Annotated in this window: 17 protein-coding genes and 1 pseudogene; 7 read left to right on the top strand and 11 right to left on the bottom strand. The window is 70.5% G+C overall.

Translation table 11 applies throughout. From position 1 onward, the window contains the following. The coding region (locus MFF42_RS03530; protein ID WP_238254532.1) for a GNAT family N-acetyltransferase at nucleotides 1–1092 on the bottom strand (1092 nt) is incomplete at its 3' end. Next, entirely contained in the window at nucleotides 1092–2471 is a 1380-nt protein-coding gene (locus tag MFF42_RS03525; RefSeq protein ID WP_238254530.1) for a lipopolysaccharide biosynthesis protein, read from the bottom strand. The genes MFF42_RS03525 and MFF42_RS03530, both read right to left, overlap by 1 nt. 276 nt (nucleotides 2472–2747) lie before the next feature. On the opposite strand from MFF42_RS03525, the gene MFF42_RS03520 reads away from it, so the two are divergent. Together MFF42_RS03520 and MFF42_RS03515 are read left to right on the top strand one after the other, a co-directional pair. Next, nucleotides 2748–3017 carry a BrnT family toxin gene (locus MFF42_RS03520; protein WP_238254529.1) on the top strand — a complete coding sequence of 90 codons (270 nt, stop codon included), beginning with the start codon at nucleotides 2748–2750 and terminating at the stop codon, nucleotides 3015–3017. After that, nucleotides 2999–3385 (top strand): helix-turn-helix domain-containing protein, encoded by a 387-nt coding sequence (locus MFF42_RS03515; RefSeq protein WP_238254528.1) that lies wholly within the window; start codon nucleotides 2999–3001, stop codon nucleotides 3383–3385. The genes MFF42_RS03520 and MFF42_RS03515 overlap by 19 nt, the downstream gene beginning before the upstream one ends. Before the next feature lie 65 nt (nucleotides 3386–3450). Here the strand turns inward: MFF42_RS03515 and MFF42_RS03510 are convergent, their stop codons facing one another. The 9 genes from MFF42_RS03510 to moaB form a co-directional block, all read right to left on the bottom strand. Next, nucleotides 3451–4407: an SGNH/GDSL hydrolase family protein gene (locus MFF42_RS03510; RefSeq protein WP_238254527.1), complete on the bottom strand. Its 957-nt coding sequence runs from the start codon at nucleotides 4405–4407 to the stop codon at nucleotides 3451–3453. Then, nucleotides 4320–5465 carry an OpgC family protein gene (locus tag MFF42_RS03505; RefSeq protein ID WP_238254531.1) on the bottom strand — a complete coding sequence of 382 codons (1146 nt, stop codon included), beginning with the start codon at nucleotides 5463–5465 and terminating at the stop codon, nucleotides 4320–4322. Before MFF42_RS03505 ends, MFF42_RS03510 begins: the two co-directional genes overlap by 88 nt. 188 nt (nucleotides 5466–5653) lie before the next feature. Next, entirely contained in the window at nucleotides 5654–6415 is a 762-nt protein-coding gene (locus MFF42_RS03500; protein ID WP_238254526.1) for an HAD-IA family hydrolase, read from the bottom strand. Beyond that, the gene (gene rpe, locus MFF42_RS03495; protein ID WP_238254525.1) at nucleotides 6409–7092 is read right to left on the bottom strand and encodes a ribulose-phosphate 3-epimerase; all 684 of its coding nucleotides are present in this window, start codon (nucleotides 7090–7092) and stop codon (nucleotides 6409–6411) included. The genes MFF42_RS03500 and rpe overlap by 7 nt, the downstream gene beginning before the upstream one ends. Nucleotides 7093–7255: 163 nt before the next feature. Next, on the bottom strand, nucleotides 7256–7867 hold the full coding sequence (locus MFF42_RS03490) for a GNAT family N-acetyltransferase (protein WP_238254524.1): 612 nt from the start codon (nucleotides 7865–7867) through the stop codon (nucleotides 7256–7258). Then, nucleotides 7867–10212, bottom strand: a complete 2346-nt coding sequence (locus MFF42_RS03485) for an Orn/Lys/Arg family decarboxylase (RefSeq protein ID WP_238254523.1) — start codon at nucleotides 10210–10212, stop codon at nucleotides 7867–7869. The genes MFF42_RS03490 and MFF42_RS03485 overlap by 1 nt, the downstream gene beginning before the upstream one ends. A gap of 97 nt (nucleotides 10213–10309) precedes the next feature. Then, on the bottom strand, nucleotides 10310–10672 hold the full coding sequence (locus MFF42_RS03480) for a TonB family protein (RefSeq protein ID WP_238254522.1): 363 nt from the start codon (nucleotides 10670–10672) through the stop codon (nucleotides 10310–10312). A 66-nt stretch (nucleotides 10673–10738) separates the two neighbouring features. Next, nucleotides 10739–10942, bottom strand: a complete 204-nt coding sequence (locus MFF42_RS03475; protein WP_238254521.1) for a hypothetical protein — start codon at nucleotides 10940–10942, stop codon at nucleotides 10739–10741. 127 nt (nucleotides 10943–11069) lie between these two features. Continuing rightward, on the bottom strand, nucleotides 11070–11627 hold the full coding sequence (gene moaB, locus MFF42_RS03470) for a molybdenum cofactor biosynthesis protein B (protein ID WP_238254520.1): 558 nt from the start codon (nucleotides 11625–11627) through the stop codon (nucleotides 11070–11072). A 163-nt stretch (nucleotides 11628–11790) separates the two neighbouring features. On the opposite strand from moaB, the gene purB reads away from it, so the two are divergent. From purB to MFF42_RS03445, 5 genes and pseudogenes are all read left to right on the top strand, one after another. After that, on the top strand, nucleotides 11791–13092 hold the full coding sequence (gene purB / locus MFF42_RS03465; RefSeq protein ID WP_238254519.1) for an adenylosuccinate lyase: 1302 nt from the start codon (nucleotides 11791–11793) through the stop codon (nucleotides 13090–13092). A 71-nt stretch (nucleotides 13093–13163) separates the two neighbouring features. Further along, nucleotides 13164–14021: a D-amino-acid transaminase gene (locus MFF42_RS03460; protein ID WP_238254518.1), complete on the top strand. Its 858-nt coding sequence runs from the start codon at nucleotides 13164–13166 to the stop codon at nucleotides 14019–14021. Between the two features lie 60 nt (nucleotides 14022–14081). Continuing rightward, the gene (locus MFF42_RS03455) at nucleotides 14082–14399 is read left to right on the top strand and encodes a hypothetical protein (RefSeq protein WP_238254517.1); all 318 of its coding nucleotides are present in this window, start codon (nucleotides 14082–14084) and stop codon (nucleotides 14397–14399) included. A 408-nt stretch (nucleotides 14400–14807) separates the two neighbouring features. Further along, nucleotides 14808–16100: an adenylosuccinate synthase gene (locus tag MFF42_RS03450; protein WP_238254516.1), complete on the top strand. Its 1293-nt coding sequence runs from the start codon at nucleotides 14808–14810 to the stop codon at nucleotides 16098–16100. A gap of 39 nt (nucleotides 16101–16139) precedes the next feature. Further along, nucleotides 16140–16408, top strand: a pseudogene (locus tag MFF42_RS03445) (histidine kinase); the annotation flags it as partial.

Below are 16408 nucleotides of genomic sequence, written 5' to 3'. Positions count from 1 at the left end.
GTGCTCGAACCGGGCGAGGCGCAGGCGCCGCTCCAGGGAAATCAGGCCGGCGCCCGGCGGCAGGGCGATGATCTCGGCGATCGTCTCGCGCTCGGGGTAAAAACTCTCCAGCGCCGAGCCCGGCATCGTCGCCGAATCGAGACGGTCGGCGAAGCCGTCCGCATGGACGGCGCGGACGATGGCGTCCTCCAGCACGAGGCCGGGGGCCTGGGCGCGCAGGCTCTCGTCGTAGGCGGTCTTGAGGAGATAGGCGGTCCCGCCGGAGACCAGGGCGAGGCTCGCCGCGACCGTGCGGCCGTCGAGGCGCAGCCAGTCGGCCCGAACGGTCACCGGACCGCCCTCCTGCCGGAACAGGGCGCGGGCGAACGCCTCCGTCTGCGGCCGGCTCCGCAGAGCGGTGCCGGCCTCGCCCTTCCAGCCTGCGGCCTCGACGGCGAGGAAATCCTCCAGCGCCCGCTCCAGCGCCGCCGCATCCGTCGCGCTCTCGACGGTGAGGTGGCCCGCCTCCTCCAGCCGCCGGCGGCGGCGGCGCAGATCCTTGAGGCGGCTCTTGTGCGGGTGGCCGGCGAGGAAGGCGTCGTAATCGGCCCGCCGGTGTAGCACCGGACGCTCGAACCGCGCGACGGTGCCGACCTGCCAGCCCGCCCGCGCCATGGCGGCGAGGAGGCCGGCGCCGAGGCGGACCTCGGTCGCGAGCAGCGGCCAGCGCCAGGGACGTCCGCCGGAGGCGAGCGCGAGGCCCTCGACCAGGGCATCGAGCCGCCCTTCGAGGCCGGCGCCGTCCGCGACGAGGGGCGCCGTCGCCGTCACGTAGGGCGAGTGGAACGGCTGCGCGACCGTCGCGCCGAGGCCGACGATGTCGGGGCGCAGGGTGAACGGCAGCAGAGCCGTGACCGCGCCCGCCTCGCGGACGACCACCGCCGCGAGGCGGGGATGGCACAGGCCGTGGTCGCGGTGCGCCGCGACGACCGCGCGCGCGTAGAACGGATGCGGTGCGACGGCCCGGACGGCCAAGGCGTCCCAGGCCTCCGCGGCCAGCGTGGCGACGGGTTCGACGGCCGCTCCGGAAGAGCGGGAGAGAGGGGCGCGCATCATCGAGCGGCACTCCGCCGAGGGAAACCGACGACCGGCGTCGAGAGGCCGTGGAGGCGCCGGGCGCCGAGCGCCAGGGCCAGCCCGCGCAGCGTCTGGGCCAGCGCCACCGCGACCGCCGCCCCGGCGACGCCGAGCCCGGGAATCAGGACCAGGCAGAGCAAGGCGGCGAGCGCCAGCATCGCCAGGGTGATGCCGGCGCAGAGCCGCTCGCCGCCGAGCATGGTCAGCACGTCCTCGGCCGGGCCGAACAGGCTCGCCGCGACGCTGCCGGCGACGAGGATCGCCAGGACCGGCAGGCTGGCGCGGAATCCCTCGCCGAACAGGCCGAGCAGCAGCGGCGACACCGCGAGGATTCCGAGCCCGACCCCCGCCGTGGCGAGGAAGGTCCAGCGCGCCTGCATCCGCACGAGATGCGCGAGCCCCGCCTCGTCGCCGTGCGCACGGGCGGCGGCGAGGCGCTGGGCGGTCGTGGCCGAGGCCGCGTAGTGCACGAAGGCGACGAATTGCTGGATGCGGGTGGCGGCGAAGTAGAGGCCGACGGCCTCCGGCGGCGCGAGGAAGCCGAGGATCACGACATCGACGAAGCCGAAGGCGCTCGCGGCGAGGTCGCCCGCGGCGATCGGCAGGCAGGCGGTCAGCCAGAGGCGCCAGCGGTAGAGGCGCGGGCCGCGCGGGAGGTGGCGGCGCAGGCGCGCCAGCAGGATGACGGCCTGCACGGTCGCGGCGAGGCCGGTCGCGGCCAGCGTGCAGGCGATGGCGACCCAGGCCTCGGCCGGCGCCCCCGAGAGCACCGCGCCGACCATCGCGGCCATGATCAGGGCCTGACGCAGCAGGTAGGGCGGCGCGATGGCGAGGAGCGGCCAGCCCTGGCTGCGGGCCACGCCCTCGAGATAATCCTGGAAGGCGAAGAGCGGCACGACCAGCGCCGCGACGAGGATGGGCGTGCCGTAGGGACCGGCGAGCAGGCCGCCCTGCAGGAAGGCCACGGCGAGGCCGCCGAGCGAGAGGGCGAGCCCGCCGCCGAGGCTCGCCAGCGCCCCGCCGAGCAGGAAGCCGCGCACGCTGTCGAGCCGACCCGTGGCCTGGTCGGCGGGCAGGAAGCGGCAGGCACCCTGGGACAGGCCGAAGGTGGCGGTATGGCCGAGGATGGCGATCCAGACCCAGACGGTGGCGAAGATCCCGTACTCCGCGCCGCCCATCATGCGCGCCATCAGAACCTGCGCCCCGTAGGCGAACCCAGCCGCGCCGATGCGGACCGCGAAGACGGCCAGCGCCGAGACCGCCGCGGTGGCGCGCAGCGACCGAAGTCGGGCCAGGGCTGTGGAGACAGGGGAGGAGGATGCGAGACCGCCCGCGATCACCTTGCTCGCCGTCATGCTGCACCATCCGGAAGGTGCCGTGCGCCGGAATGCCGGCAGGCTCGGCACCTGCCTATCGGCTCGGCATTTCGAAGCGGTAAAGCGGTCCCGGCAAACTGCCTCGTGCCACGCCCGGCCCGGCCACTGTCCACAATCGGTCGTCCCGCGCGACACACATCGCCACGCGGAAGCATCGGCGCAACACGCCCGCGAAGCCGCGACCGAAGGTTCGTCGACTACGCTGGGAGCGCACTCTCTGCTTGCGCGAGATACGCTGACAGCGTACGGTCCCGCATGGAGTTCGACTTCGACCCCGCCAAGGACGCCAAGATTCGCGCCCAGCGGGGATTCGGGTTCGCCGACGCCGTGGCGATCTTCGCCGGCAAGGTGCTGGAGCGGCGCGATACGCGTCAGGATTACGGCGAGGTCCGCATCATCGCCACCGGGCAGGCGCGCGGCGTCTTCTACACGGTGGTCTACACCGACCGCGGCGCGGTGCGCCGGATCATCACAGCATGGCCCGCCAACGAGAAGGAGCGCGCGGCATGGCACGCATCACGTTAGAGGAGGCGCTCGCGCGCGCATCCACCGTCGATCACGAGAAGCTCGCAACGACGTCCGAGGCCGAGATCCACGCCTACATGCGAGAGGACGGGTACGACCCCGACGCCTCGATCGATCCCGGCCAAGTCGTCTATCCGCCGCGCGCGGTGCGCGAACAGTTCGGCCTGACTCAGGCGGCGTTCGCGGCGTGGGTCGGCATTCCGCTGGCGACGCTGCGCAACTGGGAACAGGGGCGCACGAGTCCCGACCCCTCGGCAAGGGCGCTGATGCGCGTGATGGCACGCGAGCCGAAGGCCGTGCGGCGCGCGCTCGGAAGCGTCGCCCCCGATCTTACGAGGAGATCGTCAGGGCAGCGCTCGAAACCGTAGTCTTCATCGCGGGCCGAGACACCGGTCAGGGCGCGTCGAAGTCCGGTCGCGGCACCGGGATCGTATCACTTGCCGGCGGCCGTCGGAGCGCTTTCGGACGTGCCCCTGGCCGCGTCGGGCGGATCCGACTTCGCAGGAGCGCCGGCCTCTGTCTTGGTATCCACCTTGGCCGCCTCCGGCTGGAGCAGCGACAGGGTGATCGCCCGCGTGGCGTGCTCGGCCATGCACCGCAGGCCCAGATCGTTGAGCCGGAAATGGCGGCCCAGCATGTGCGCCTCGGTGGTGCGCTGGGTCGAGAGGAAGCGCATCGCCGCGTAGCGGTGGACCAGCGGCACCGCCTCGCGGCGGGCGACCTCCTGCACGGTGCGCACCATCTGCGTGTAGTAGGCGTCGTCGGCGAGGCTCTCGGTGAAGACCGGATCGATGAGCACGATGTCGATGCCGTGGGACTTCACCCACTGCACCGACTCGTCGAGTGCCTCGCCGAAGGCCTCGATGTCGACGCGGGCGAGCGCGTCGTTGGTGCCGACCTGCCAGACGACGAGATCCGGCTCCATCTCGGCGACCATGGAGCGGAGCCGCTCGCCCGCCCCGCTCGCCACCTCGCCGGGCAGCCCCCGCGCCTCGACCTCGACCTGCACGTCGGGCAGGGCCTGCTCCAGGGCGTTCTCCAGCTTCACCGGGTAACTCGCGGAGGCGCCGAGCCCCGCCGAGGAGGAGCCGATCGCGAGGACGTGGATCGGCCGCTTCTCCTTGAGCGCGGCCTTGACCGCCTTGAGCCGGGCCAGGGTGTAGAGCTTGGAGCCGGGGACCCGGCACTCGGGCGACAGGCTCTGGTCGAGCGCCTCCGCCGCCGCGGGCGATGGTGCGGGCGAGGAGGCGGCCGGGACCGGCGCGGGCGCCGATGTCTCGCCGAGCGCGGGTGAGGCGAGGCTCAGGCCGAGGGGGAGGAGGACGGCGAGTCCGCGGGCGAGGCGGCGTTGGGGGCCTTGCGTGTCGGCCGCGGTCTGCGGGAACGCCATTCGACGAACCATGCGGTAAAACCCAGTGCGATCAGGCCGGAGCCTACGACCGAAATGTCAACGAAGATACCGCCGCCGGTTTGGAAGCGCACGAACTGTCCGCCGAGGCTCAACAGCGATCCCATCGAGAATACCGCGAGCGAGTTGCGCCCCAAACCCGACAGAAACCGGGCGAGCGGGCCGACATGCGGAGCGATGAGAGCGTAGACGCCCTGGAACGCGAGCACCATGCCGCAGAAATGGATCAGCCGGGCGGGCGAGAGATAGGTCTTGTCGAAGGTGAAGACGAGGCGCGGCTCGGGCGCCAGCATCGGGTCGGGCCGCAATTCCAGAACCGCGAGCACGACGCCCACGATGACGATGACGATGCCGAGCGGCGTGAGGCGCCGCCACAGGCGCCGCAACCGCTCGGAGTCGCGCGTCACCTCGTTCGACAGGAAGCCCAGCACCAGCAGGAGCTGCCAGCAGAGCGGGTCGAAGAACCAGTCCCCCTCGCCCGGCCAGGACGGGAAATTCCACTCGAAGACGAGGCTCGCCCCGTAGAGCGACAGCGAGAGCGCCAGCAGGAGGACCCGGCTCACCCGGCCGATCAGCACCACCGCCGGCGCGATGGCGATCAGCACCACGTAGAGCGGCAGGATGTTGAAGAAGCCGAGCTGGTGGGTGAGCAGCACGACCCCGACCATGGTCTGGATCGGGTCGGCGAAGAAGCCGCCGGCATTGTGCCATTCGAGGATGAGCGGGTTGTCGAGGTAGAGCGCGCAGCCCGCGATCATGGCGAGCGCCAGCGCCATGATCGTGATCTGCGCGCGGTACACCTCGACGGTGCGCGACAGGAGCCGCAGAACGGTGATGAGTCGCGGCTCCGGCAGGCCATCGCGCCCGCGGGTGGCGAGCCCGATCGACCAGCCGGCCAGGAACACGAACAGCTCGGCGGCATCCGAGATGCCGTACTGCGAGAAGGTGTAGCGTTCGAAGAAGTTGCCGGGGATGTGGTTGATGAAAATCGTCACCAGCGCGAAGCCGCGCCAGAAATCGATCGCGTTCGGCTCGCGCATCGGGCTCCACGGTCCGGCGGTGTGACGTCGAAGCGGCAGGATCGCGGCCTCCCGCGCGGCGCGCGAGAGCGGCCGCACGGCGCCGTTCCGGGACCCGCGACCCGGAGCGGAAGGCGGCCGTCCTGATAGACCGCGCCGCGGTGGATTGGGAAGCGGGTGAGCGGTGACGAGGCTGCGATGACGGCTTTTCAGGCCGCCCCGCGCAGATGCCCCGCATGCCAGGCGCGGAGCGCCTCGAGGGTGACGATTCCGTCGGGCCAGACATGGCCCTGGAGATGGGCGTGCGGCGCGTCGGGCTCGCCGAGGTCGGAGACGGCGGAGAAAGCGCCGTCGAGGCGATGACTCTGCGTGTAGCGGCTGCGCGTGGCGAGCACCGGCAGGCCGGCGGCCAGCGCCGAGCGGATGCCGGCCGCCGAATCCTCGAAGGCGATTCCCTCGGACGGGTCGATTCCGAGGCGGTGGACGGCGAGCGCGAAGATGTCGGGCGCGGGCTTCTTCTGCGCCGCCTCGTCGCCGGCGGCGATCACGTCGAAGGGCTGCGCCTGGTTCGGGAAGTTGAGCCTGAGAAGCAGGTCGATGTTCGGCCGGCTGGTGGTGGTGGCGACCGCCAGCCGGACGCCCGCGTCCCGCGCCTGCTCGACGAGGCGCCGCACGCCGGGACGCAGGGCGAGGCCGCCGCTCTCCGCCAGCTCGCCGTAATAGCGGGTCTTGAGGTCGTGGATCTCCGGCATCCGGCGTTTCAGCCCGTCCGCCTCGCCCGGATGGAACTGCTCGATGTAGTGGACGAGCCGCTCCTTGCCGCCCATCACCTTGAGGAGTTCGGCGTAGAGGTCCGGCGACCAGTCCCAGGGCAGGCCGAGCGCCCGGAAGGCGCGGTTGAAACCCTGGCGGTGTAGGTCCTCGGTCTCGGCGAGCGTCCCGTCGACGTCGAAGATCAGCGCCCTCAGCATCGAACGCCGTCCCGCCCGGTGGCCGCGCGGGCCGCCTCGCGGATCGCCGCGATGTTTGCCTCGTAGCGATCCGGCCCGCCCTTGAAGGCCGCCGAGCCGGCGACGAGGATGGTGGCGCCCGCGCTCGCCGCCGGCCCCGCCGTCTCCGCGGTGATGCCGCCGTCGACCGAGATGTCGATGGACCGTCCCGCCGTCATCGCCTTGACGCGCGACACGGTCTCCAGCGCCGACTCGATGAAGCTCTGGCCGCCGAAGCCGGGATTGACCGTCATCACCAGCACGAGATCGACCATGTCGATCAGCGGCTCGATGGCGGAGGCCGGCGTGCCGGGGTTGAGCGCCACGCCCGCGCGCTTGCCCAAGGATCGGATGGTCTGGAGCGAGCGGTGGATGTGGGGGCCCGCCTCGACATGCACGGTGATCGCGTCGGCGCCGGCCTCGGCGAAGGCGGCGAGGTACGGGTCGGCCGGGGCGATCATCAGGTGGACGTCGAAGAGCTTGTCGGTGCAGGGCCGCAGCGCCTTCACCACCGCCGGGCCGAAGCTGATGTTGGGCACGAAATGCCCGTCCATCACGTCGAGATGGATCCAGTCGGCGCCGGCCTGCGCGATCGCCCGCGTCTCCTCGCCGAGCCTGGAGAAGTCGGCGGCGAGGATCGAGGGTGCGAGTAGGGTCATGGAACAGCTCGGAGCAACGATGCGCCGCCCCGCGTAAAAAAGCGCGGGCGGCCCTGGGAGGGAGGGACGTCCTGCAACCGATCTAGTGCATCGGCCGGCAAGATGCTCGCCGCCTTCGCGCAAAAAAGCCGGTGCGGCGAGGGCGGAGCGCCCCCCGCAATCATCACGAGGACGGCAACGGGGGCGCCCTCTCCCGCTCCGGCCGGTTCCACGCGTTCGGCTGGTCCTCCGCCCCGGTGCCGAGCGGGCATTGCACGATCACGCTGTCGCTCCAGCGGCCGTACTTGTAGCCGATGGCCGGCAGGTAGCCGACGCGGGCGAACCCGCAGGCTTCGTGCAGGCGCAGCGAGGCCTCGTTGCTCGCGTCGATATAGCCGATCATCTGCCGGTAGCCGCCCGCGGCGCAGGCCTCGATCAGCGCCGGCAGCAGGCGCCGCCCGATGCCCGCGTGCAGGTGGTCGGGATGCACGTAGATCGAGTGCTTGAGGGCGTAGCGGTAGGCCGGGCGCTTGCGGAACGGGACGGCGTAGGCGTAGCCGGCGATCTGCCCGCCCCGCTCGGCGACGAGATGAGGCAGGCGCTTGCTGCGCATGGTCTTGCGCCGCCGCCGCAGCTCGTCGGGCAGCAGGCGCTCCTCCTCGAAGTCGCCGGTATCGCCGACGCCCTTGCGGATGTGCCGCTCGTAGATCGCGATCATCGCCGGCACGTCGGCATCCGACGAGGGCCGGATCACCACTTCCGTGCCGGGCAGGACCGACGCCGCGCCCGCCGCCATCAGGCGCCCTCGCGCACGACGTAGGTGTGGAAGCGGATGCGCCCGTCCGGATCGGTCTCGCGATAGACGCCCTGGATCTCCGCCTCGAAGCCGGGGAACAGGTTGGCCGCCGCCTCGAACATCTTGAAATAGTCGAGCATGGGCTTGGCGCGCTCGTCGAGCCGCTCACCGGGCAGCACCGTGCCGATGCCGGGGGGATAGACGAGCATCAGGGTGGTGGCGATGCGTCCCTCGGCTTCCGCGATCGGCACGTAATCGACCCGGTTGCGCGTCAGCATCTGCGCGGCGGCCTTGGGCGGCATCACCATCTCGGGCAGGTGCTCGGGCATGAACTGCTTGCGCTGGAGCGCCGAGGTGCCCGATTCGCGGTGGAAGCTGTGGTAGTCGGCGCAGAGGTCGCGCAGGCCCACGCCCCGGTAGCGCTTGGGCCGGCGGGCGACGAATTCCGGCATGGCCTCTTCGAGCGGCACGTTGTCGTCGTGCAGGCGCTTGAAGGCGACGAGGCCGGAGATCAGCGTGCCGGCCTTCGACGACTCGACGCCCGGCGTCAGCAGGAAGAGCAGCGAGTTGAGGTCGTTCTTCTCCGGCACGATCCGGTTCTCGCGCAGGTACTGCGCGACGATCGGCGCCGGCACGCCGTGCTCGGTATAGGCGCCCGTCTTCCGGTCGAAGCCGGGGGTGAGCACGGTGAGCTTGTTCGGGTCGGTGATGGCGAAGCCCGGCGCGACGTGGGTGAAGCCGTGCCAGGCGGCGCCCGGCGTCAGCTCCCAGTAGCGGGCATCCGCGGCGAGCGCGTCGGTCGGGATCGATTCCCACGGGGTCTCGGTGCCGTCGGGGCCGGTCACCACGTCGGGCACGAAGGGGTCGAAGAACCAGCGCCGCTTCGGATCGGCCTCGCGCTCCTCGAACTCCTTGCGGATGGCCCGGGCCTTCTTCCGCCACTCGATGCCGAGCCGGATCGTGTCGTCCCACAGCACCACGCCGGAGCGGCCCTTCATCATCTGCGCGCCGACGTCGAGCGAGGCGAACAGGGGATAGAACGGCGAGGTCGAGGCGTGGACGAGGAAGCTCTCGTTGAGCCGCTTGTGCTCGACGCGCCGGGTCTGGCCGCGGATATGCCCGTCGCGGGTGTGGATCTGCGAGGCCTGGGAGAAGCTCGCGAGCTGCTTGTGGGTCGATTGCGTGGCGATGATGCCGGGCGAGGTCTCGTCGAGCCCGGTCAGGCCCATGGCGAAGCGGCGCTGGTAGAGCGGGTGGAACTTCATGAAGCCCGCCCAGGCCTCGTCGAACAGGATGTAGTCGCACAGGTGGCCGATCCTCTCGACGATCTCCTGCGCGTCGTAGATCGTGCCGTCATAGGTGCACTGCTCGATCACCGCGCAGCGGAACGGGCGCTCCCGGCGCCACGCCTCCTTGTCCTTCACCAGCGGGTTGTCGCGTATCCGCTCGCGGATGCGCCCCTCATCGAGCGCCTCGTGGTAGATCGGGCCGATCAGGCCGTAGGCGTTGCGGTCCGTTTCCAGAAAAATCGGGATGCCGCCGGCGAGCAGCAGAGCGCCGTGATGGGCGGCCTTGTGGTTGTTGCGGTCGAACAGCACGAGGTCGTCCTCGGCCACCAGCGAGCCCAGCACGACCTTGTTCGAGGCCGAGGTGCCGTTGAGGACGAAGTAGGTTTTTTCGGCCCCGAAGATTTTGGCCGCTTCCTTCTGCGCCTTCAGCGCGGGGCCTTCATGGGTGAGGAGATCCCCCAGATCGAGGACGGAATTGTCCAGATCATCGCGAAAGATCGCTTCCCCCAAGTGCTCGACGAAGATGCGGCCGATCGGCGAGCGGTTGTAGAAGATGCCGCCGTTATGGCCGGGGCAGGTCCAGAGCTGGTTGCCCTCCTCGGCGTAATCGACCAGCGCGCCGAAGAACGGCGTCTTGAGCGTGTCGGCGTACTGCGTCACCCGGGAGACGAGGTTCCTGGCGATGAATTCCGGCGTCTCCTCCGCGAGGAAGATGTAGCCGTCGATGAAGTCGAGCAGCTCGACCGGGATGTCTTCCAGCCGCTTGCGGCGGACCATGATGACGATCGGCATCTCCAGGCCGCGCCGGCGCATCATGTCGATGAGCGCGGCGGCCTTGCCCTCCAGGCCGCGCTTTCCCCAATCCACCACGAGGCAGCCGACCGCGGAATCGGTCTGCACGGCGATCGAGGCGTCCTCGACGCGCCGCGCCCGCACCACCTCGAAGCCGCGCGACTCGACCGCCGCGACGATCTGCTCGACCCGCGCGCCCTCCAGATCATCCGGATCAAAGGCGGGGGTGCACATCAGCACGGTGAAGCGGCGGTGAAAATCCATGGAGCGGGGCTCTCCTCACGAACGGGATGTCTGCCTTTCCGGCCCATCCACGACGATTCGATGACACGCGCCGGCTCAGGCGCAACCCTGCGCCGCCTCACCGCAGCGTGAGGGGAAAGCTCAGTTCCGTGAAACCTTCGAGCGTGAGCAGGCCGGCCGGCGGCGGCGGGAACGGCGCGGCCGCCTGGGCGGCGCGGACCGCGCGCTCGCCGAGGGCGGCCGGGCCGTCCTCGATCTCGACGCCGTCGAGGCCGCCCTTCGCGTCGATCCGCACCCGGATCGTCACCTGTCCGCCGCGTCCCGGCGCCGGCGCCCGATCCGCCATGCCGATGCGATTGACGATGCCGGCGACCCAGGCCTTCGCCCGGGCATCGACCCGCGGCGCGGCCGAGCCGATTTCAGGCAACGCGGCCAGCATCAGCGCCGCGAGGAAGACCGTCCGGAGGAAAACCGAGACCAAGACCAGGAACTCCGCAACGAAAAAGGGCGCCCTGCGGCGCCCCCGGAACGCGTGATCGTCAGCCGATCACATCCTGCTCTTCTTCTTCATCTTCTTCGATTTCATCTGTCCGCCGGAGCCGGACATCTTGTTCATGCTGCCCTCGGGCTTCACGCCGGTGGCGTTCGAGCCCGTCATCTGCGTGGTGTTTGCGCTCTGAGCCACGGCCGCCGTGCTCAGGGAAGCGGTGCCGACGAGGATCGCCGCCGCGAGGCCGATCACCTGTTTCATGAGCGTCTCCCGAATCTTATTGGCTTGTACTTGAACGCGACATCAACCGACGGCTGCGGCCGAGGTTCCTCGCCGGCGCGCTCCCTTCGTCGATGCGATGCAGCAACCGCGACGGGCGCGCGGCGCGTCAGAGGACGACCGAGGCGCCCCGGCGCAGGTGCTCGTCGAGGCGCGGCATGATCTCGACGAAGTTGCAGGGACGGTGGCGGTAGTCGAGCTGGCTCGCGAGGATGCCGTCCCAGGCATCCTTGCAGGCGCCGGGCGAGCCCGGCAGCACGAAGATGTAGGTGGCCCCCGCCACCCCGGCGGTCGCCCGCGACTGCAGCGTCGAGGTGCCGATCTTGTCGTAGGAGATCCGGTGGAACACCGCCGAGAAGCCGTCCATGCGCTTCTCGAACAGCGGCTCGATCGCCTCGGGCGTGACGTCGCGCCCGGTGAAGCCGGTGCCGCCGGTGGTGATGATGACGTCGATGGCCGGATCGCGGATCCAGGCCTCGACCTTCACCCGGATCGACACCGCCTCGTCCGGCACGATGTCCCGATCCGCGAGCCGATGCCCGGCCTGCGTGAGCCGCGCCGCCAGGGTGTCGCCGGATTTGTCGTCGGCGAGCGTGCGGGTGTCGGACACCGTCAGCACGGCGATCGAGAGGGGGATGAAGGCGCGGGGCGTCGGCTCGCTCGTCATGCTGCCGATGTTGTCCGATGGGCGGGCTTGGTCAACCGCCGCCTGACGTCGCGGGGGAGCCATGCACATCCCGGCCGAGCACCGCGTTGAGGCGCCGGGCCGCGCCGTGCTACGCGCGGAGCGATTTCGCGAGAGCGCGACACGTCCGAGGCTTTGGAAAAAAATGATCCCCCGCTACTCCCGTCCCGAGATGACCGCGATCTGGTCGCCGGAGAGCCGGTTCCGGATCTGGTTCGAGATCGAGGCTCACGCCACCACCGCTCTGGCCAACATCGGCGTCGTGCCGAAGGAGGCGGCCGATACGGTGTGGGAGAAGGGCCGCGACGCGGTCTTCGACGTCGTCCGCATCGATGAAATCGAGGCGGTGACGAAGCACGACGTCATCGCCTTCCTCACGCACCTCGCCGAGATCGTCGGGCCGGAGGCGCGGTTCGTCCACCAGGGCATGACCTCGTCCGACGTGCTCGACACCTGCCTCAACGTGCAGCTCACCCGCGCCGCCGACATCCTGATCAAGGATCTCGACGCACTGCTCGCCGCGCTGAAGCGGCGCGCCTTCGAGCACAAGCTGACCCCGACCATCGGCCGCTCGCACGGCATCCACGCCGAGCCCGTCACCTTCGGCCTCAAGCTCGCCCAGGCCTATGCCGAGTTCGCCCGCGCCAAGGACCGGCTCATCGCGGCACGGAAGGAGGTCGCGACCTGCGCGATCTCGGGCGCGGTCGGCACCTTCGCCAACATCGACCCGCGGGTGGAGGAGTACGTCGCCGCGCAGATGGGGCTCGCGCCGGAGCCGGTCTCGACCCAGGTGATCCCGCGCGACCGCCACGCCATGTTCTTCGCCGTGCTCGGCGTGATCGCGAGCTCGATGGAGCGCCTCGCCACGGAAGTGCGCCACCTGCAGCGCACCGAGGTGCTGGAGGCGGAAGAGTTCTTCTCCGAGGGGCAGAAGGGTTCGTCCGCCATGCCGCACAAGCGCAACCCGGTGCTCACCGAGAACATCACGGGCCTCGCCCGCATGGTGCGCGGCTACGTGACCCCGGCGCTGGAGAACGTGGCGCTCTGGCACGAGCGGGACATCTCGCATTCCTCGGTCGAGCGGATGATCGGTCCGGATGCCACCGTCACCCTCGACTTCGCGCTCGCCCGCCTCACCGGCGTGATCGACAAGCTCCTGGTCTACCCGGCCAACATGCAGAAGAACCTCGACCGGCTCGGCGGCCTCGTCCACTCGCAGCGGGTGCTGCTCGCGCTGACGCAGGGCGGGCTCTCGCGGGAGGATTCCTACCGGCTGGTCCAGCGCAACGCGATGCCGGTCTGGCGCGGCGAGGGCGATTTCCTGACGCTTCTCAAGGCCGACCCCGAGGTGACCGCCGTGCTCAAGCCGGAGCAGATCGAGGAGTGCTTCGATCTCGGCTACCACCTCAAGCACGTCGACACGATTTTTTCGCGGGTGTTCGGGTAGGCTTGATCGTCCTGCACGGAACCTGCTTCGCGCCGGACCGCCGACGAACGCGACTGCCTGAAGAGACGAGCATGAGCCGCACCGCCTATCTCAACGGTGAATTCCTGCCCCTGGACGAGGCCCGCGTGCCGGTCATGGACCGCGGCTTCCTGTTCGCCGACGGGATCTACGAGGTCGCCGCCGTGCTGCACGGCCGCCTCGTGGACAATGCCGGGCATCTCGCCCGGCTCGACCGCTCGCTGTCGGAGATCGGCATCCGCAACCCGCACACCGCCGAGGAATGGGAGCGGCTCGAGACGCAGCTCGTCGAAAAGAACGGCGTGCGCGAGGGCCTCGTCTACATCCAGGTGACGCGGGGCGTGGCGGAGCGCGACTTCTCCTATCCGAAGGGGGACGTGGCCCCGACGGTGGTGATGTTCACGCAGGAGAAATCCATCGTGAACAACCCGATGGCCGAGGCCGGCGCGAAGGCGATCACCGTGCCGGACCTGCGCTGGAAGCGGCGGGACATCAAGTCGGTGGCGCTGCTGGCCCAGGTTCTCGCCAAGCAGCAGGCGGCGGAAGCCGGCGTCGCCGAGGCCTTCATGGTCGAGGACGGCGTCGTGACGGAGGGCTCCTCCTCCACCGTCTTCATCGTGACGAAGGGCGGTGCGCTGGTGACGCGCCCGCTCTCCCACGCGGTCCTGCCCGGCATCACCCGCAAGGCGGTGCTGGCGCTGGCGGAGGAGACCGGCCTCGCCTTCGAGGAGCGGCTCATCAACGCGCGGGAGCTGCCCGAGGCGGCGGAAGCCTTCTACACCTCGGCCTCGGCCTTCGTGATGCCGGTGGTGGAGATCGACGGGAAAGCTCTCGGCGACGGCCGGCCCGGCCCGGTGGCCAAGCGTCTGCGGGAATTGTACTTCGCCTTCGCCGAGGGGAGCCGGACCTGACCTGACAGGAACGGGAAGGCGCGCGCGTCCGTTGGTTCCCGAAGGACCACCGAGGACGCGATGACCTTATCGAAGAACACGGTACGCGCCGCCGCGCTGCTCACCGCCCTGATCAGCACGGCGGCCTTCGCCCAGGATCCGACCGTGCCGCAGCGCGGGCAGGACAGCGATCCGAAACTGCCGCCTCCCCAGGAGCAGGTGCCGGAAAAGGTGCGGCCGGAGAGCGACACGACCGGCAGCACCCTCAGCGAGAAGCTCGAGAAGTCGGACGGGGTGATCAAGCCGCCCGCGGGCGTCGATCCCGAGATCAAGACGATCGCCCCCGAGCCGACCCCGAACTCGACCCCCATCATCAAGCCGCCGGGCAACGCCAAGTAGACCGTCAAGTAAGCCGACGCCAAGCCACGCAGAAGAGGCGCGCAGGGCAATCGCCCGAAGCTGCTTTGGCAGCTTCGCGGCGCGAAGAGCGCCGCGCACAGCGGGCTTTCTGGGGCCTCGGCCCCGGAAAGCGTCGAGCGGAGCGGAAGCCTGAGCCCGCGGAGGCGGGCGCCGGCGACTGAGGCCAAGAAAGAAACCAGGGTGATCGCTCTCAAGCGATCGCCCTGAGAGGCGCGCCGGCCGTGCGGAGCGGTCCCCAAAGGTCGGGGCCGCTTCCCTTGACCTGCCTGCCCAGATCGCCGAAGACGCCCCCGTATGCTCGATCCCCCGGCTCGACGGCCGGGGTTTTCGCGCGTGGCGCAACCGCTTGGCGCCCGCGCCAGCGATTGCGAGACAGGTCAGACGCGCATGGCGAACGTCGTCGTCGTAGGCGCCCAGTGGGGCGACGAGGGCAAGGGCAAGATCGTCGACTGGCTCTCGGAGCAGGCCGACATCGTCGTCCGATTCCAGGGCGGCCACAATGCCGGCCACACGCTGGTGGTCGGCAGCGCCGTCTACAAGCTCTCCCTGCTGCCCTCCGGCGTGGTCCGCCCGAACACGCTCGGCGTGATCGGCAACGGCGTGGTGCTCGACCCCTACGCGCTGGCCTCCGAGATCGACCGGCTCGCCGGCCAGGGCGTGACGGTGACCCGCGAGAACCTGCGGGTGGCCGACAACGCGACCCTGATTCTCTCGCTCCACCGCGAGCTCGACGCGCTCCGCGAGGACGGGGCCCAGGGCACCAAGATCGGCACGACCAAGCGCGGCATCGGCCCGGCCTACGAGGACAAGGTCGGCCGGCGCGCCATCCGCCTGATGGATCTCGCCGAGCCCGAGACCCTGCCGCCGAAGATCGAGCGGCTGCTCGCCCACCACAACGCGCTCCGCCGCGGCTTCGGCCTCGAAGAGATCGCCGAGCAGACAATCCTCGACGAACTGACCGGCATCGCCGAGCGGGTGCTGCCCTATCAGGACACCGTCTGGCACCTGCTCGACGAGGCGCGCCGGGGCGGCAAGCGCATCCTGTTCGAGGGCGCGCAGGGCGCGCTGCTCGACGTCGATCACGGCACCTACCCGTTCGTGACGTCCTCCAACACCGTGGCGGGCCAGGCGGCGACCGGCTCGGGGCTGGGGCCGCGGGCGATCGGCTACGTGCTCGGCATCGCGAAAGCCTACACCACCCGCGTCGGCGAGGGTCCGTTCCCGACCGAGCTGCACGACGCGATCGGCCAGCGCATCGGCGAGCGCGGCCACGAATTCGGGACCGTGACGGGCCGCAAGCGGCGCTGCGGCTGGTTCGACGCCTGCCTCGTGCGCCAGACCGTGCAGACCTCGGGCATCGACGGCATCGCCCTGACCAAGCTCGACGTGCTCGACGGCTTCGACGAGATCCGCGTCTGCACCGCCTACGACATCGACGGTCAGCGCTTCGACCATCTCCCCGCAAGCCAGGCGGCGCAGCAGCGCGCCGTGCCGGTCTACGAGACGATCCCCGGCTGGAGCGGCACCACGGCGGGCGCCCGTTCCTGGGCCGACCTGCCGGCCCAGGCGATCAAGTACGTGCGCCGGATCGAGGAGCTGATCGGCGCGCCGGTGGCGCTGCTCTCCACCTCGCCGGAGCGCGACGACACGATCCTGATGCACAACCCCTTCGAGGATTGAGGCCCGGACGGCGGGTAGAGACAGGCAGATCCGGGCACGATGGCCGACTATTATCCGCTGCTGGCACGCGCGCTCGACGCCCTGCCCGACCGATCCCCGGCCCTGCGCCGGGCCGTCTACGATCGCGCGCGCAGCGCCCTGATCGCGCAGCTCCGCTCCCTCGATCCGCCGGTGCCCGAGGCGGATATCGACCTCGAACGTCGGGCGCTCGATACGGCGATCGGGCGGCTGGAGGCCGAGTACGAGACGCCCCCGGCCGCGGTCGAGGTGCCGGCGAAGGCGCCCGAACCGGCGCCGCCCGAGCCGCC

Origin of the sequence: Methylorubrum podarium (genome assembly GCF_022179745.1) — a bacterium.
Lineage (GTDB): Bacteria > Pseudomonadota > Alphaproteobacteria > Rhizobiales > Beijerinckiaceae > Methylobacterium > Methylobacterium podarium.
This window is presented reverse-complemented; position numbering and strand designations above follow the sequence as displayed.

What these genes read in the sequence shown, in the direction of transcription:
- MFF42_RS03505 (WP_238254531.1), bottom strand. Translation starts at nt 5,465, where the DNA reads ATGCGCGAGCCGAACGCGATCGATTTCTGGCGCGGCTTCGCGCTGGTG.
- MFF42_RS03525 (WP_238254530.1), bottom strand. Translation starts at nt 2,471, where the DNA reads ATGACGGCGAGCAAGGTGATCGCGGGCGGTCTCGCATCCTCCTCCCCT.
- MFF42_RS03475 (WP_238254521.1), bottom strand. Translation starts at nt 10,942, where the DNA reads ATGAAACAGGTGATCGGCCTCGCGGCGGCGATCCTCGTCGGCACCGCT.
- moaB (WP_238254520.1), bottom strand. Translation starts at nt 11,627, where the DNA reads ATGACGAGCGAGCCGACGCCCCGCGCCTTCATCCCCCTCTCGATCGCC.
- MFF42_RS03450 (WP_238254516.1), top strand. Translation starts at nt 14,808, where the DNA reads ATGGCGAACGTCGTCGTCGTAGGCGCCCAGTGGGGCGACGAGGGCAAG.
- MFF42_RS03490 (WP_238254524.1), bottom strand. Translation starts at nt 7,867, where the DNA reads ATGGCGGCGGGCGCGGCGTCGGTCCTGCCCGGCACGGAAGTGGTGATC.
- purB (WP_238254519.1), top strand. Translation starts at nt 11,791, where the DNA reads ATGATCCCCCGCTACTCCCGTCCCGAGATGACCGCGATCTGGTCGCCG.
- rpe (WP_238254525.1), bottom strand. Translation starts at nt 7,092, where the DNA reads ATGACCCTACTCGCACCCTCGATCCTCGCCGCCGACTTCTCCAGGCTC.
- MFF42_RS03520 (WP_238254529.1), top strand. Translation starts at nt 2,748, where the DNA reads ATGGAGTTCGACTTCGACCCCGCCAAGGACGCCAAGATTCGCGCCCAG.
- MFF42_RS03510 (WP_238254527.1), bottom strand. Translation starts at nt 4,407, where the DNA reads ATGGCGTTCCCGCAGACCGCGGCCGACACGCAAGGCCCCCAACGCCGC.
- MFF42_RS03515 (WP_238254528.1), top strand. Translation starts at nt 2,999, where the DNA reads ATGGCACGCATCACGTTAGAGGAGGCGCTCGCGCGCGCATCCACCGTC.
- MFF42_RS03460 (WP_238254518.1), top strand. Translation starts at nt 13,164, where the DNA reads ATGAGCCGCACCGCCTATCTCAACGGTGAATTCCTGCCCCTGGACGAG.
- MFF42_RS03455 (WP_238254517.1), top strand. Translation starts at nt 14,082, where the DNA reads ATGACCTTATCGAAGAACACGGTACGCGCCGCCGCGCTGCTCACCGCC.
- MFF42_RS03500 (WP_238254526.1), bottom strand. Translation starts at nt 6,415, where the DNA reads ATGCTGAGGGCGCTGATCTTCGACGTCGACGGGACGCTCGCCGAGACC.
- MFF42_RS03485 (WP_238254523.1), bottom strand. Translation starts at nt 10,212, where the DNA reads ATGGATTTTCACCGCCGCTTCACCGTGCTGATGTGCACCCCCGCCTTT.